Origin of the sequence: Citrobacter sp. Igbk 14, assembly GCF_028069825.1 — a bacterium.
In the GTDB taxonomy this organism is placed as follows: domain Bacteria; phylum Pseudomonadota; class Gammaproteobacteria; order Enterobacterales; family Enterobacteriaceae; genus Citrobacter.
On sequence record NZ_JANEWM010000016.1, the window covers coordinates 1 to 14,991 of the forward strand.

14 protein-coding genes are annotated in these 14,991 nt (G+C 50.7%); 9 read left to right on the forward strand and 5 right to left on the reverse strand.

The window, feature by feature from the left end; all coding sequences use genetic code 11:
- Positions 1-264: 264 nt before the first annotated feature.
- The 6 genes from cyoA (at position 265) to NNN64_RS08365 (ending at position 6,644) form a co-directional block, all read left to right on the forward strand.
- A complete protein-coding gene (cyoA, locus tag NNN64_RS08340) occupies positions 265-1,212 on the forward strand; it encodes a cytochrome o ubiquinol oxidase subunit II (RefSeq protein WP_271441079.1) in 948 nt (315 codons plus the stop codon).
- A gap of 19 nt (positions 1,213-1,231) precedes the next feature.
- Positions 1,232-3,223, forward strand: a complete 1,992-nt coding sequence (cyoB, locus tag NNN64_RS08345) for a cytochrome o ubiquinol oxidase subunit I (RefSeq protein WP_003021610.1) — start codon at positions 1,232-1,234, stop codon at positions 3,221-3,223.
- Positions 3,213-3,827, forward strand: coding sequence for a cytochrome o ubiquinol oxidase subunit III (locus NNN64_RS08350; protein WP_271441080.1), 615 nt, complete (start codon positions 3,213-3,215; stop codon positions 3,825-3,827). Before cyoB ends, NNN64_RS08350 begins: the two co-directional genes overlap by 11 nt.
- Positions 3,827-4,156 (forward strand): cytochrome o ubiquinol oxidase subunit IV, encoded by a 330-nt coding sequence (locus NNN64_RS08355; protein WP_003831006.1) that lies wholly within the window; start codon positions 3,827-3,829, stop codon positions 4,154-4,156. Before NNN64_RS08350 ends, NNN64_RS08355 begins: the two co-directional genes overlap by 1 nt.
- Before the next feature lie 11 nt (positions 4,157-4,167).
- A complete protein-coding gene (gene cyoE, locus NNN64_RS08360) occupies positions 4,168-5,058 on the forward strand; it encodes a heme o synthase (RefSeq protein ID WP_100194043.1) in 891 nt (296 codons plus the stop codon).
- 221 nt (positions 5,059-5,279) lie between these two features.
- The gene (locus tag NNN64_RS08365; RefSeq protein ID WP_271441081.1) at positions 5,280-6,644 is read left to right on the forward strand and encodes an MFS transporter; all 1,365 of its coding nucleotides are present in this window, start codon (positions 5,280-5,282) and stop codon (positions 6,642-6,644) included.
- Between the two features lie 46 nt (positions 6,645-6,690).
- Here NNN64_RS08365 and NNN64_RS08370 read toward each other — a convergent pair whose 3' ends face one another.
- Positions 6,691-7,182 carry a YajQ family cyclic di-GMP-binding protein gene (locus tag NNN64_RS08370; RefSeq protein WP_003831002.1) on the reverse strand — a complete coding sequence of 164 codons (492 nt, stop codon included), beginning with the start codon at positions 7,180-7,182 and terminating at the stop codon, positions 6,691-6,693.
- Positions 7,183-7,356: 174 nt separating this feature from the next.
- Between NNN64_RS08370 and panE the strand changes: the two genes are divergently transcribed.
- Complete coding sequence (panE, locus tag NNN64_RS08375; protein WP_271441082.1) at positions 7,357-8,268, forward strand: 2-dehydropantoate 2-reductase; 912 nt, start codon at positions 7,357-7,359, stop codon at positions 8,266-8,268.
- Positions 8,231-8,821 carry a protein deglycase YajL gene (gene yajL, locus NNN64_RS08380; protein WP_271441083.1) on the forward strand — a complete coding sequence of 197 codons (591 nt, stop codon included), beginning with the start codon at positions 8,231-8,233 and terminating at the stop codon, positions 8,819-8,821. Before panE ends, yajL begins: the two co-directional genes overlap by 38 nt.
- Before the next feature lie 39 nt (positions 8,822-8,860).
- Here yajL and NNN64_RS08385 read toward each other — a convergent pair whose 3' ends face one another.
- The 3 genes from NNN64_RS08385 to NNN64_RS08395 are packed head-to-tail and all read right to left on the reverse strand — an operon-like array spanning position 8,861 to position 12,544.
- A complete protein-coding gene (locus NNN64_RS08385; protein ID WP_271441084.1) occupies positions 8,861-9,649 on the reverse strand; it encodes a dimethyl sulfoxide reductase anchor subunit family protein in 789 nt (262 codons plus the stop codon).
- A 10-nt stretch (positions 9,650-9,659) separates the two neighbouring features.
- Positions 9,660-10,208, reverse strand: a complete 549-nt coding sequence (locus tag NNN64_RS08390) for a 4Fe-4S dicluster domain-containing protein (RefSeq protein ID WP_194211145.1) — start codon at positions 10,206-10,208, stop codon at positions 9,660-9,662.
- A 2-nt stretch (positions 10,209-10,210) separates the two neighbouring features.
- On the reverse strand, positions 10,211-12,544 hold the full coding sequence (locus NNN64_RS08395; protein ID WP_271441085.1) for a molybdopterin-containing oxidoreductase family protein: 2,334 nt from the start codon (positions 12,542-12,544) through the stop codon (positions 10,211-10,213).
- Between the two features lie 168 nt (positions 12,545-12,712).
- Here NNN64_RS08395 and NNN64_RS08400 point away from each other — a divergent pair, with 168 nt between their 5' ends.
- On the forward strand, positions 12,713-13,408 hold the full coding sequence (locus tag NNN64_RS08400) for an IclR family transcriptional regulator (protein ID WP_271441086.1): 696 nt from the start codon (positions 12,713-12,715) through the stop codon (positions 13,406-13,408).
- A gap of 36 nt (positions 13,409-13,444) precedes the next feature.
- On the opposite strand, the gene thiI is transcribed toward NNN64_RS08400, so the two are convergent.
- Positions 13,445-14,893 (reverse strand): tRNA uracil 4-sulfurtransferase ThiI, encoded by a 1,449-nt coding sequence (gene thiI, locus NNN64_RS08405; RefSeq protein ID WP_137384637.1) that lies wholly within the window; start codon positions 14,891-14,893, stop codon positions 13,445-13,447.
- Positions 14,894-14,991 lie beyond the last annotated feature (98 nt).

A 14,991-nucleotide genomic window follows, 5' to 3' on the forward strand; every position in this document is an offset into this window, starting at 1 on the left:
TTGATAATCAATTGTTAAACAATTGTTTTATTTTCGTATTGGTTATACCAATTGTCCTCAACACCTCCCCAGCTCGCCCGCTTTCGTTATAACGTGATGTTGCAACAGGTTCTTAAAGCTGAGGCGACATATATTGCAACATATGTGACACGCACGGCAGAACCCGGTAACACAGATCCAATGATGTTTACAGTAATGTAACCTTCCCGTAAAATGCCCTCACACTTTAAACGCCACCCGGTCCCGTGGAATTGAGGTCGTTAAATGAGACTCAGGAAATACAATAAAAGTTTGGGATGGTTGTCATTAATTGCAGGCACTGCATTACTCAGTGGCTGTAATTCTGCGCTGCTTGACCCTAAAGGACAGATTGGACTGGAACAACGGTCATTGATACTGACGGCATTTGGCCTGATGTTGATTGTCGTTATTCCTGCCATCTTGATGGCTGTTGGTTTTGCCTGGAAGTACCGTGCAAGCAATAAAGATGCGAAGTACAGCCCGAACTGGTCACACTCCAATAAAGTGGAAGCTGTGGTCTGGACGGTGCCTATCTTAATCATCATTTTCCTTGCCGTTCTGACCTGGAAAACCACTCACGCTCTTGAGCCAAGCAAACCGCTGGCGCATGACGAGAAGCCCATTACCATCGAAGTGGTTTCCATGGACTGGAAATGGTTCTTCATCTATCCGGAACAAGGTATCGCTACCGTGAATGAAATCGCCTTCCCGGCGAATACTCCGGTTGAATTCAAAGTGACATCCAACTCCGTGATGAACTCCTTCTTTATCCCGCGTCTGGGTAGCCAGATTTATGCCATGGCCGGCATGCAGACTCGACTGCATCTGATCGCCAACGAAGTCGGTACTTATGATGGTATCTCCGCAAGCTATAGCGGACCAGGCTTCTCCGGTATGAAGTTCAAGGCTATCGCAACAAAGGACCGCGCCGAATTCGACCAATGGGTTGCTAAAGCTAAACAGTCCACGAACACCATGAGCGACATGGCTGCGTTCGAGAAAGTGGCTGCGCCAAGCGAATACAACCAGGTGGAATATTTCTCCAACGTGAAACCGGATTTGTTTAAAGACGTTATTAACAAATTTATGGCTCACGGTAAGAGCATGGACATGACCCAACCCGAAGGTGAGCACAACGCACATGAAGGAATGGAAGGCATGGACATGAGCCACGCGGAATCCGCTCACTAAGGGGCCGAGGAAGAATACGATGTTCGGAAAATTGACGCTGGATGCAGTGCCGTTCCATGAACCCATTGTCATGGTTACGATTGCTGCCATTATCATCGGTGGTGCGGCCTTACTGGGCCTTATCACTTACTTCGGTAAGTGGACCTACCTGTGGAAAGAGTGGCTGACTTCGGTTGACCACAAACGCCTTGGCATCATGTATGTCATCGTCGCAATCGTCATGTTGATTCGTGGCTTTGCCGACGCCATCATGATGCGTAGTCAGCAAGCGCTGGCTTCTGCAGGTGAAGCAGGCTTCCTGCCTCCTCACCACTACGACCAGATCTTCACGGCTCACGGCGTGATTATGATCTTCTTCGTGGCAATGCCATTTGTTATCGGTCTGATGAACCTGGTGGTTCCTCTGCAGATCGGCGCTCGTGACGTTGCATTCCCGTTCCTGAACAACCTGAGCTTCTGGTTCACCGTTGTCGGCGTAATCCTGGTTAACCTGTCTCTGGGCGTAGGTGAATTCGCACAGACCGGTTGGCTGGCGTATCCGCCACTTTCGGGAATAGAGTACAGTCCAAGCGTCGGGGTCGACTATTGGATATGGGCAGTCCAATTGTCCGGTATTGGTACAACCCTGACCGGTATCAACTTCTTTGTGACCATCATTAAGATGCGTGCACCAGGAATGACCATGTTCAAGATGCCGGTGTTTAGCTGGGCATCTCTGTGTGCGAACATCCTGATTATCGCTTCTTTCCCAATCCTGACGGTTACCGTCGCGTTGCTGACCCTGGATCGCTATCTGGGCACCCATTTCTTTACCAACGATATGGGCGGCAACATGATGATGTACATCAACCTGATTTGGGCCTGGGGCCATCCGGAAGTGTACATTCTGGTTCTGCCGGTCTTCGGTGTGTTCTCCGAAATCGCTGCAACCTTCTCGCGTAAACGCCTGTTTGGTTACACCTCACTGGTGTGGGCAACCGTGTGTATCACCGTTCTGTCGTTCGTTGTTTGGCTGCACCACTTCTTCACCATGGGTGCAGGCGCTAACGTAAACGCCTTCTTCGGTATTACCACCATGATTATCGCCATCCCAACCGGGGTGAAGATCTTCAACTGGCTGTTCACCATGTATCAGGGCCGCATCGTATTCCACTCAGCAATGCTGTGGACGATTGGCTTTATCGTCACCTTCTCAGTCGGCGGTATGACCGGCGTGCTGCTGGCGGTTCCGGGTGCAGACTTCGTGCTGCACAACAGTCTGTTCCTGATTGCGCACTTCCATAACGTTATCATCGGCGGCGTGGTATTTGGCTGCTTCGCAGGTATGACCTACTGGTGGCCAAAAGCGTTTGGCTTCACGCTGAACGAAACATGGGGTAAACGCGCATTCTGGTTCTGGATCATCGGCTTCTTCGTGGCATTTATGCCGCTGTACGTGCTGGGCTTTATGGGTATGACCCGTCGCCTCAGCCAGCAGATTGACCCTCAGTTCCACCCAATGTTGGTCGTTGCCGCTTGCGGCGCCGCGCTGATTGCACTGGGTATCCTGTGCCAGCTGATTCAGATCTACGTGTCTATTCGTGACCGCGAGCAGAACCGTGACCTGACCGGTGACCCATGGGGTGGTCGTACGCTGGAGTGGGCAACCTCTTCCCCGCCTCCGTTCTATAACTTTGCCGTTGTGCCACACGTCCACGAGCGTGATGCCTTCTGGGAAATGAAAGAGAAAGGTGAAGCGTACAAGCAGCCTGCGCATTATGAAGAGATTCATATGCCGAAAAACAGCGGTGCAGGTATCGTCATTACGGCCTTCGCAACACTGTTTGGTTTCGCCATGATCTGGCATATCTGGTGGCTGGCGATTGCAAGCTTCGCAGGCATGATCATCAGCTGGATCGTGAAAAGCTTTGATGAAGACGTGGATTACTACGTGCCGGTACCGGAAGTCGAAAAACTGGAAAACCAGCATTTCGATGAGATTACAAAGGCAGGGCTGAAAAATGGCAACTGATACTTTAACGCACGCGAATGCCCACGCGCACGAACACGGGCACCACGATGCAGGCCAGACCAAAATCTTCGGATTTTGGGTCTACCTGATGAGCGACTGCATTCTGTTCTCTATTCTGTTTGCAACCTACGCCGTTCTGGTGAACGGCACCGCAGGTGGCCCAACAGGTAAGGACATTTTTGAACTGCCGTTCGTTCTGGTTGAAACATTCCTGCTGTTATTCAGCTCCATTACTTACGGCATGGCAGCTATCGCCATGTACAAGAACAACAAGAGCCAGGTTATCTCCTGGCTGGCGTTGACCTTCTTGTTCGGTGCCGGCTTCATCGGGATGGAACTCTATGAATTCCATCACCTGATTGTTAACGGTATGGGCCCGGATCGCAGCGGCTTCCTGTCTGCGTTCTTCGCGCTGGTCGGCACGCACGGTCTGCACGTCACCTCCGGTCTTATCTGGATGGCGGTGCTGATGGTGCAAGTTGCTCGTCGCGGCCTGACCAGCACTAACCGTACCCGTATCATGTGCCTGAGCCTGTTCTGGCACTTCCTGGACGTGGTGTGGATCTGTGTGTTCACTGTTGTTTATCTGATGGGGGCGATGTAATGAGTCATTCTAACGAGAGCGGCGGCGCATCCCATGGCAGCGTAAAAACCTACATGACAGGTTTTATCCTGTCGATCATCCTGACGGTCATTCCGTTCTGGATGGTCATGACAGGTTCTGCTTCTCCGGCCGTCATTCTGGGAACTATTCTGGCAATGGCAGTGGTACAGATTCTGGTGCACCTGGTGTGCTTCCTGCACATGAATAGCAAATCTGATGAAGGTTGGAACATGACGGCCTTTGTCTTTACTGTGCTAATCATCGCCATCCTGGTTGTGGGCTCCATCTGGATTATGTGGAACCTTAACTACAACATGATGATGCACTAAGAGCGGCGATTATGATGTTTAAGCAATACCTGCAAGTAACGAAACCAGGCATCATCTTTGGCAACCTGATCTCGGTGATTGGGGGGTTCCTGCTGGCCTCGAAGGGCAGCATTGATTATCCCCTGTTTATCTACACGTTGGTTGGGGTGTCACTGGTTGTGGCGTCGGGTTGTGTATTTAACAACTACATCGACAGGGATATCGACAGGAAGATGGAGAGGACCAAAAACCGCGTGCTGGTTAAAGGTCTGATATCCCCTGCGGTCTCGCTGGTATACGCCACCTTGCTGGGTATTGCTGGCTTTATGCTGCTGTGGTTTGGCGCGAACCCTCTGGCCTGCTGGCTGGGGGTAATGGGCTTCGTGGTTTATGTAGGCGTTTATAGCCTGTATATGAAGCGTCATTCCGTTTACGGTACGCTGATTGGCTCACTCTCCGGCGCTGCGCCGCCGGTGATTGGCTACTGCGCCGTAACCGGTGTATTCGATAGCGGTGCGTTGATTCTGCTGGCTATTTTCAGCCTGTGGCAGATGCCGCACTCTTACGCGATTGCGATTTTCCGCTTCAAGGATTATCAGGCTGCCAACATCCCGGTGCTGCCGGTGGTGAAAGGTATTTCGGTCGCGAAAAACCATATCACGCTTTACATCGTGGCGTTTGCTATTGCCACGCTGATGCTAACCCTGGGCGGCTATGCCGGTTATAAATACCTGATTGTTGCTGCGGCGGTGAGCGTCTGGTGGTTGGGCATGGCGCTGCGCGGTTATAAAGTGGAAGATGACAGAGTCTGGGCGCGCAAGCTGTTCGGTTTCTCCATCATCGCCATTACCGCGCTTTCCGTGATGATGTCCGTCGATTTTATGGTGCCAAACTCGCAGAACCTGCTGACTTACGTCTGGTAAGTTAATCGTCACCTCTTCTATGCCGGATGGCGGCTGACGCCTTATCCGGCCTACAAAAAAGCACATTGCTTGTAGGCCGGATAAGATACGTGAGTATCGTCATCCGGCATTTCCGTCTCCAGCCAACGCCCCTCATAACCCCAACATTTGTTAATAAAGCGCATATTTACCCAGCCAGCTTAGCGCTTTACACTAGGCGCGAAATTAATACAGAGGTGGGAATGAACGATTACAAAATGACGCCCGGTGAGTTGCGCGCCACCTGGGGTTTAGGGACCGTATTCTCGTTGCGCATGCTTGGCATGTTTATGGTCCTGCCGGTTCTGACCACGTACGGTATGGCGCTACAGGGTGCCAGCGAAGCGCTAATTGGCCTTGCCATCGGCATATATGGTCTGGCGCAAGCCGTTTTCCAAATCCCCTTTGGTCTGCTCTCTGACCGCATTGGTCGTAAGCCGCTTATTGTTGGCGGGCTGGCGGTATTCGTTCTCGGCAGCATAATTGCCGCCCTCTCCGATTCAATCTGGGGCATTATTCTTGGTCGTGCCCTACAAGGTTCTGGCGCAATTGCTGCTGCCGTAATGGCGCTGCTTTCCGACTTAACCCGTGAGCAAAACCGTACCAAAGCGATGGCGTTTATCGGCGTCAGCTTTGGTATCACCTTCGCCATTGCGATGGTGCTAGGACCAATCGTTACCCATGCGCTGGGACTACACGCGCTGTTCTGGATGATCGCAGCTCTTGCTACCACGGGTATTGTGCTAACCATTTGGGTCGTTCCCAATAGCACTACCCACGTGCTGAACCGCGAGTCGGGCATGGTAAAAGGCAGCTTCAGCAAAGTGCTGGCGGAGCCCAAACTGCTGAAGCTCAATTTTGGCATCATGTGCCTGCATATTTTGCTGATGTCCACATTCGTCGCCTTACCAAGCCAACTGGCGAAAGCGGGCTTCCCCGCCGCAGAGCACTGGAAAATTTATCTGGTGACGATGCTGCTGTCCTTTGTTTCCGTAGTGCCGTTCATCATTTACGCCGAAGTGAAGCGCAAGATGAAACGCGTGTTCCTCGCCTGCGTGTTACTGATACTTATTGCAGAGATTGTATTGTGGAGCGCAAACATTCATTTCTGGGGGCTGATTGCCGGCGTACAGATATTCTTCCTCGCCTTCAACCTGATGGAAGCCCTCCTCCCCTCACTTATCAGTAAAGAGTCTCCGGCAGGCTATAAAGGCACGGCGATGGGCGTTTACTCCACCAGCCAGTTTCTTGGCGTGGCGATTGGCGGTTCGCTCGGCGGTTGGGTGGTCGAAATGTTTGATGGTCAGGCCGTATTCCTGGCCGGTGCGCTTCTGGCGGCAGTTTGGTTAGTTGTGGCAAGTACAATGAAAGAGCCGCCGTATGTCAGCAGCCTGCGTGTGGAAATTCCACCGGAGATTGCCGCCGATGAGGCGTTAAAGCAGCGCCTACTGGCAAAAGAAGGCGTCAGTGAAGTATTACTGGTGGCAAAAGAGCATTCGGCCTACGTGAAGATCGACAGTAAAGTGACGAATCGATTCGAAGTTGAACAGACGATTAGCCAGGCTTGAAGATGAGATTTGTCAGATGGCGGCTCACGCCATCTGACATAACGACTTAATCGCGGAAGTTCTTGAACTGGAACGGCTGGCCGAGATCGCCACCGCGAACCAGCGCCATAACGGATTGCAGATCGTCACGCGCCTTACCGGTCACACGAATTTCTTCGCCCTGAATCTGCGCCTGCACCTTCAGTTTGCTGTCTTTGATCAGCTTGACGATTTTCTTCTGCACTGCGCTTTCAATGCCTTGCTTCAGCTTAGCTTCGACAAACCAGGTTTTACCGCTGTGCACGAAAGTTTCTGGTACATCCAGCGACGTGCCTTCAATACCACGTTTCAGCAGTTTGGCACGCAAAATATCCAGCAACTGATTAACCTGGAAATCAGACTCGCTCAGCACCTTAATCGTCTTATTTGACTCGTTCAGCTCAAAGGTGGCCTCAACGCCACGAAAATCGAAGCGTGACTCCACTTCGCGGCTGGCATTATCGACCGCGTTACGGGCTTCCTGAAGATCAACTTCAGAAACAATATCGAAAGATGGCATCTTTTCCTCTCCCTTCATTTTTGATGCGAAGCATAATACCTGCAAAGTTACTCAACAGACAGCGCTATACTAGGCTGTATCCTTTAATTGTACGTGGTACTGATAGCTGCGAACAATAATGGGATGTAGCGGATATGGATTAACACCTGGTGCTGTTGCAGGTGAGGAGGAAGAATGAAAATTACCGTACTGGGATGCGGAGCGTTAGGACAGCTGTGGCTTACAGCGCTGTGCAAACATGGACATGAGGTGCAAGGGTGGCTACGCGTGCCACAACCTTATTGCAGCGTGAACCTGATTGACACGGATGGATCCGTTTTTAATGAATCCCTGACGGCAAACGACCCCGATTTTTTGGCGAAAAGCGATCTGCTTCTGGTGACACTAAAAGCCTGGCAGGTTTCTGACGCAGTCAAAAGCCTGGCCGCTATTCTGCCTGAAACCACGCCCATTCTGTTAATTCACAACGGTATGGGGACAATTGAAGAACTGCATAGCATTCGGCAACCCCTGTTGATGGGTACGACCACTCATGCGGCACGCCGTGATGGGAACGTCATTATTCATGTTGCTCAGGGTACAACGCGTATTGGCCCGGCACGTGAACAAGATGGCGATTTCAGCTATCTGGCTGAAATCCTGCAAGATGTCCTGCCCGATGTCGCCTGGCACAACACTATTCGCGCTGAGCTGTGGCGTAAGCTGGCTGTGAACTGTGTCATTAACCCACTCACCGCACTCTGGAACTGTCCCAACGGCGAACTGCGTCAGCATCCAGAAAAAATAGCATTGATATGCGAGGAAGTGGCGGCGGTCATTGAGCGCGAAGGTCATCACACATCAGCGGATGATTTACGTTATTATGTCGAGCAAGTAATTGACAGCACGGCAGAAAATATCTCATCGATGCTGCAGGACATTCGTGCCTTGCGTCATACGGAGATCGACTACATTACCGGTTATTTGTTAAAACGCGCACGTGCGCACGGCATCGCCGTCCCGGAAAATGCCCACCTGTTTGAAATGGTTAAGAGAAAGGAAAGTGAGTATGAGCGCTCAAGCACTGGTATGTCTCGCCCCTGGTAGTGAAGAGACCGAAGCGGTCACCACTATCGATCTGCTGGTTCGTGGCGGCATTAAGGTCACGACCGCAAGCGTCGCCAGCGATGGCAACCTGACGATTGTCTGTTCGCGTGGCGTGAAGTTACTGGCTGATGCGCCCCTGGTCGAAGTTGCGGACGGCGATTTCGACATTATCGTGTTGCCGGGTGGCATTAAAGGCGCTGAATGTTTTCGTGACAGCCCGTTGCTTATCGAAACGGTGAAGCAATTCCATCGTTCCGGACGTATTGTCGCGGCAATTTGCGCCGCTGCCGCCACCGTGCTCGTCCCACACGATATTTTCCCCATCGGTAATATGACTGGTTTCCCGGCGCTGAAAGACAAAATCCCATCTGAACAATGGCAGGACAAGCGAGTGGTATGGGATCCACGTGTCAACCTGTTAACCAGCCAGGGACCGGGAACTTCCATCGATTTCGGTTTGAAAATCATTGATCTGCTGGTGAGTCGCGAAAAAGCTTACGAAGTGGCATCACAACTGGTGATGGCCGCGGGAATTTATAACTACTACGAATAAACATGCTTACCGGATGGTTGAAACCATCCGGTAAAAGATTTAAAACCAAGGTGCTCCGCTCATAACGTTGCTATAAAACAACATTCTTCCCGCCAGTTCACCCGTCGCCATTAATACGACCCATACCCAACTCTGCTGGCTATAGTTCAGACGCGATATTCCCCACACAGCAACACAGATGCTGGAAAATAGCTGCCACCATAGCAGAGGACTTGACGCATCAGCGCCAGGCACATGATAGCGAAACCACAACCCGCTCGCCGTCAACACGATTCCAATTATGATCCCTGCATTACACACCGGTGAAGAGGATTTATGCCAATAGCCACCTGCTACCGCCACACTCATAAAACCCAGCAACACCGCCGTTGCCAGAAAGCCAAGCGGCGTGGCCAGAGTATGCCAAAGCGGGTGTAGTGCCATTTGGTAATAGACCTGAGACGTCACAAAAATTGACACAAGACCAACAAGCGCCGTTACGCCACCCAGAAGATTCACTCCAGGGTGCTCAGGCTTGAGCCAGCATAGCGCTAGCCAACAAAATATCACGGCATTCAATACGATAAATGCCACCACTTCCCGGCTCAACCAGGATATTCCCAACCCAGCTATTGAGCGGTATGCGCCAGTAGGTGTTCCCAAGTGTACAAGGGATGCCAAAGAACCCAGCACAGTGATGACCCAAAATAACAGCGCCAGCCGACGATATTGTTCAGCATTGAATTTCAGCGTACCAAAATTCTGACACAACGTTAGTGCCAGGACACCACCAATCCCCCATTGAGCAAAGACCGTAAAAAAGACTAATGGCAATTCATAGTGTTCCATTTCTCTCTCCTCAGTCCCGTGGCGCAATAATCACAATATTGGGCTTACTGATATTGTGATCGGGTAAGTTGTAGCGCTTCTCTAGTACCGTCCATTGGGTGGTATGCTCTTTGCGAAGATCTTCTATCTCGCCAAATCGTAAAACCCCCGCGGGACACGATTCGACACAGCGTGGTTGCAAACCTTCATCCAGGCGTTCCGCACACAAATTACATTTACTGGTTTTCCCCTCTTCCGCATCGTAAACCGGTGCACTCCAGGGGCAGGCCATAATACACATCCGGCAACCGATACAACGTTCGTGGTCCTGTAAAACAATCCCGTCAGCTCGTTTGGTATAAGTCCCGGCAGGGCACACTTTCATGCACTGAGGGTCATCGCAATGGTTACACGACATGCTGATAAAAGCTTGAGTATTAGGTTCATCCGTATTGCGTTCACGCACCCGCCGCCACAACACACCAAGCGGCGTCATATTTTCTGATTTGCAGGCCATGCTGCAGGTTTTACAGCCATAGCAGTTTTGCATATCAATAAGAAATCCATACTGTTTCGTCATGATTAAGCCTCCCTTCTCACGTCAACTAACGTACTGTTACAACAGTGTCCATTGCCCAACAACTCGACCTGATCGTTGGTGACGTGGCTGCTACTTCCCCCCTGTTGCTCCCACCAGCCGTTATCCAGGCTCACAACTCCCCGTTTTATATGCGTTGTGACATCGGCAATTGCTCTATGCTCTCCACGATGATTAAACACAACAACCCACTCTCCAGCCTGGATCTGACGATTATGGGCATCTTCTGGGTGAATCATAACGTTTGGACGATTACGCTGAACCTCGAGGATCCATTCATTCATACCGTGGCTCGAATGTACGCTACGTGCCAGTTTGCGCTGTACCGCCATTAACGGATAGTGGCTTGCCAGCTCAGGTGAACCTTTCACTGACTCTTTCACCTGTTTCCAGGTCACTACCGGCAGGAAGTCTTTTTTGGCCCACTCCTCAATATAAAAATGCGCCTTTCCGGTTGAGGTACAAAACTGCCCATCCTTAAAGGGGGTCCAGTCTTCTTTAACGGGGCATACCGGCCCTTTTTTTAACATTTCGCGGGTGATACCCGACCCTTTGAGGCAAGTATCAATGTAATGTTCAATGGGCTGATTAAAGACGTCTCCAAATCCAAAACGCTCGGCCAGGCGTGCAAAAATCCAGTAATCCGGTTTAGCTTCTCCCGGTGGTTCCACCGCTTTCTCCATCAGTTGTACATAGTGGCTGCGAACCCCCGCCATTAAACTGACATCTTCAAAAATGGTCGTCACGGGCAGCACCAAATCGGCATACAGTGCAGACGAACTCATCAAATTGTCTGCCACCACGACAAATGGCACTTTTTTAAAGGCTTCTCTGACCTGATTTGTATTCGGCAACTGCGTCATTGCCCCCAGTGTCATGTTCCACCAGAATTTTATTGGATGAGGTTTTTCGTTAACGATCCAGTCCCCAATTTTAGAAATGGGGATCGATGGAATTTTGGCAGCATTTGGCGCGGGGGGGATAATGGGCGAAAATTTCGCCATTTGCCTGACCCCGCCCGCATCACAGACCCCAGCACCAGGCTTACCGATATTGCCGGTTATCAGCGCCAGATAAAATTGGCTGGCAGCTACGTAAGTACCAAATTCGGTTCTCTGCGCTCCAGACATATTCTGAACAATCATCGCAGGCTGCGTGGAAGCATAGTCTCGCGCCAAGCGTAACACCGTTTGCGCTGGCACATCCGTTTCCTGCTCGACTTTCTGTGTTGTCCAGGGCTTAGCCTGCGCCCAAACGTTATCCAGTACGGTCGTAAAATCACTCTCGTTGGGCAGTTCATCATTCAGCAATGCAGGAATAACGCCCGGCGCATCATGTCGCTTCACGCTTTGTGTCAGGGTATCAAACACCAGATAACTGTCCGTATCCTGCGGGTCGGCTCGCATTAACTTCTGTTGTCCATCCACCAGATAAACCGCACCGGTGTGCGCTCGCAGAAAATCCGCGTCATAGCGTTTTTCCTGCATAATGATGTTGATCATCCCCAGCGCCAGTGCGATATCAGTCCCCGGCACAATAGGCACCCACTCATCCGCTTTAGCTGCGGTTTCGTTAAAACGGGGATCGATAACGACCATGCGCGCCCCGTTACGTTGCGCGTGTGAATAATCCTTGAAGTAAGCATGCATCGTGACGGCAGGGTTATTTCCCCAGCAGAGGATATAGCGGCTTGCTGGTATCGTGTCTCGGGTATCCGCATAGCGTAAACCCACCATTGGTATCATCGCGGCGGTGACGGCAGCACAACATAGTGAACCAGCATGTTTTGTCGATCCGCCAAGATAATCAAAAAATGCTTTCCCCATATCATTCTTGATAGAGTCCATGTTCCCTGAGGCGGCAGTTAACAATAAGCCTTTATTGCCATCACTCGCGATTGTGTCTCTGATTTTCTTTTCAATGAGATCCAGTGCGGCATCCCAGGAAATTGGCTTAAATTTCCCCTCACCTTTCTCCCCCGTACGCAGCAGCGGTTGCGTCAAACGTAGAGGGTGGTACACCCACTTCGTTCGGCTAATTCCTCGTAAGCAACATTTCACGTTAAAACCTTTCGTTGCTTCAATTTTCATCAAGCGATCTTTCCAGACATAAGCAGTCAGATTGCAATGCAGACATTCCATTGCGCAGGTCGAACGAAATGTCATGTAATCCGATTGCTGAAGACGAAACCGGGGCAACGGCGCACCGTTGGCCTGGCGTAATCCGAGAAAGGTTGGCCCTAATGTAGCTAAACCCACTACACCTAGCCCTTTTAACAGGGTTCTTCTTTTTAAACGTATATTGCTCAAAGCATCCATGGTTTCCCCTCCATAAAGTTAATCATTAGTGAATCAAGGTTCACTAATGATTAACTTGAGGTGAATCATGATCTAATCACTTAGAGGTAGTGATCTTTTTGAATTGCGAAAGCAGTCCTGTTTCTGACTCGATGATATAATCGCTAGGTATCTAAAAAGAGAACGCATATGACTGAAACATCACAAGGGGTAAATTCGGTTGATATAGCCGTCAGCATTTTGACATTTGTTGCCAGTCAAAATGGTCAAGCGAGGGCAATCGATATCGCTACTGGATGTGGTTTGTCGAAAAGCAGGTTACACAAATATCTGGTTTCACTTTGCCGAACAGGCATGCTATGTCAAAACGAAAAGGGGCTTTACAGCCTGGGTGCAACTGCACTGCAGCTGGCTGGGACGCCAACGAGTACACGCAATGCGATTAACGAGCTCAACGCTATGCTGGTTGCTTTTCGCGATACCTTTAACCACTCTACTGGAGTCGTCGTTGTCTCTGATAACGGATTAATACTCAAACATTACAATCGCAGTTTTCGAAACGTCGATATCGATTTTCTGCCCAATACGCAGGTTCCACTTCATGCCAGTGCAGCAGGGCAAATTTTTATGAGTTTTTCTGGTTATCAGGCGCAAAACCCGGCGCAGAAACAGTTAATTAAACAAATAATATCGCAGGGATATGCCGTGCGTTACAACCCAACTCAGGGGATCCCTGGAGCGCAATCTATCGCTTGTCCGCTTCAGAGTAGTAAAGGTGAGCTCATTGCAATTGCTGTAACGATGGGTTTTTTTAGTGCCGAAGCTATTCCGCAGATTGCTAATCAATTGGTCAACAGCATTGCATCACTTCAGCCGCAAGATTAGCGTTGCCCCGGCGCATAAAGCCGGGGCAAACCACAATTACGGGCGATACACTTTTACGTTTTCAAAGCCCTGCTCGCGCAGATACAGCGCCTGCAGGCGGCTCATCACCCCGCGTTCACACCACAGCAGCCAGGTTTTATTCTGGTCCAGATCGCCGAATTTAGTGCTCAACTTGTAGAACGGCAGAGAAACCACGTCCACACCTTCCACCTTCAGCGGTTTGTCATCCTGTTCATCCACGGAGCGAATATCCAGAATCACATCGTTCGGACCGAAGCCGCTCACGGTTTCAACTTCCACCACGGTCTGCTGCGTCTGCTGGGCGATGTCGCGAATGTCAATATTGTTCGCTTCTTCAACCACTTTATCGAGGATCGAGAAATCGAAGTTTTCTTCTTCGGCCTCAATCTTCGCTTTAACCGCTTTCACCGTCGGGCTTTTTGAAATCACACCGCAGTATTCCGGCATGGTACGGGCGAAGTCTTCAGTACCGATTTCACGCGCCAGATTAATGATGTGCTCTTTGTCATGAGAGATTAGCGGACGCAGGATCAGCGTATCCGAAACGTTATCGATCAAGCGCAGGTTGGTTAGCGTCTGGCTGGACACCTGGCCCAGCGCTTCACCGGTCACCAGCGCCTGTACGCCATAGCGTTCAGCCACTTTAGACGCCGCACGGACCATCATGCGCTTAAGGACCACGCCCATCTGGCCGTCGTCGACTTTTTCCAGGATCTCACCGACTACCGGCTCAAAGTTGATAGCAACAAAGCGTACGCGATGTGAGCTACCAAAACGGTTCCACAGATAATGCGCCACCTGGCGAACGCCGATTTCATGCGCTGCGCCGCCGAGGTTGAAGAAGCAATAGTGTACGCGGCAGCCGCGACGCATCAGCATGTAGCTGGACACACCGGAGTCAAAACCACCGGAGATCAGCGACAGAACGTCTTCTTGTGTACCAATCGGGAAACCGCCGATACCTTCATAGCGGCCTTTAACCAGCAGCAGACGGTCGTTTTCGATTTCAAGATTAACCGTCACATCCGGCTTCGTCAGCTTCACGCGCGCAGATTCAATATGCTGATTCAGTCCGCCGCCAACATAACGTTCCACCTCGATGGAGCTAAACTCATGCTTGCCGCGGCGCTTGACGCGCACACAGAAGGTTTTTCCTTCCAGTTGATCGCGGTATTGCACCAGTGCTTTCTCGAAAATATCGTGCATATCGGTAAACGGCACGTCTTCTACTTCGAGAATATGGTGAATACCCGGGATTCGGGTTAACGCGTCACGAATATCCAGACGCTGGCTTTCATCTTTGGCGCGAACCTCAACGTGATCCCAGTGACGGACAACGGCAAGGTCTTCATCGTAGTGCTTTAAAACGTTACGGATGTTCCCTGTCAGAATTTTTATAAAGCGCAAACGCACAGATTGGCTTTTGATGGTGATTTCTGGGAACAATTTAATGATAAACTTCATGGCGGCAATGGTTCTTTGGCAAGTCTGAACGACTTGTGATGGAAAATAATACAGCAGCCCATACCCGCGACTGCATCCAGGCGCGCAAGTATACCACC

Excerpts from the sequence above, each read along its gene's own strand:
- cyoA (WP_271441079.1), top strand. The coding sequence starts at position 265 with ATGAGACTCAGGAAATACAATAAAAGTTTGGGATGGTTGTCATTAATT.
- cyoB (WP_003021610.1), top strand. The coding sequence starts at position 1,232 with ATGTTCGGAAAATTGACGCTGGATGCAGTGCCGTTCCATGAACCCATT.
- NNN64_RS08350 (WP_271441080.1), top strand. The coding sequence starts at position 3,213 with ATGGCAACTGATACTTTAACGCACGCGAATGCCCACGCGCACGAACAC.
- NNN64_RS08355 (WP_003831006.1), top strand. The coding sequence starts at position 3,827 with ATGAGTCATTCTAACGAGAGCGGCGGCGCATCCCATGGCAGCGTAAAA.
- cyoE (WP_100194043.1), top strand. The coding sequence starts at position 4,168 with ATGATGTTTAAGCAATACCTGCAAGTAACGAAACCAGGCATCATCTTT.
- NNN64_RS08365 (WP_271441081.1), top strand. The coding sequence starts at position 5,280 with ATGAACGATTACAAAATGACGCCCGGTGAGTTGCGCGCCACCTGGGGT.
- NNN64_RS08370 (WP_003831002.1), bottom strand. The coding sequence starts at position 7,182 with ATGCCATCTTTCGATATTGTTTCTGAAGTTGATCTTCAGGAAGCCCGT.
- panE (WP_271441082.1), top strand. The coding sequence starts at position 7,357 with ATGAAAATTACCGTACTGGGATGCGGAGCGTTAGGACAGCTGTGGCTT.
- yajL (WP_271441083.1), top strand. The coding sequence starts at position 8,231 with ATGAGCGCTCAAGCACTGGTATGTCTCGCCCCTGGTAGTGAAGAGACC.
- NNN64_RS08385 (WP_271441084.1), bottom strand. The coding sequence starts at position 9,649 with ATGGAACACTATGAATTGCCATTAGTCTTTTTTACGGTCTTTGCTCAA.
- NNN64_RS08390 (WP_194211145.1), bottom strand. The coding sequence starts at position 10,208 with ATGACGAAACAGTATGGATTTCTTATTGATATGCAAAACTGCTATGGC.
- NNN64_RS08395 (WP_271441085.1), bottom strand. The coding sequence starts at position 12,544 with ATGGATGCTTTGAGCAATATACGTTTAAAAAGAAGAACCCTGTTAAAA.
- NNN64_RS08400 (WP_271441086.1), top strand. The coding sequence starts at position 12,713 with ATGACTGAAACATCACAAGGGGTAAATTCGGTTGATATAGCCGTCAGC.
- thiI (WP_137384637.1), bottom strand. The coding sequence starts at position 14,893 with ATGAAGTTTATCATTAAATTGTTCCCAGAAATCACCATCAAAAGCCAA.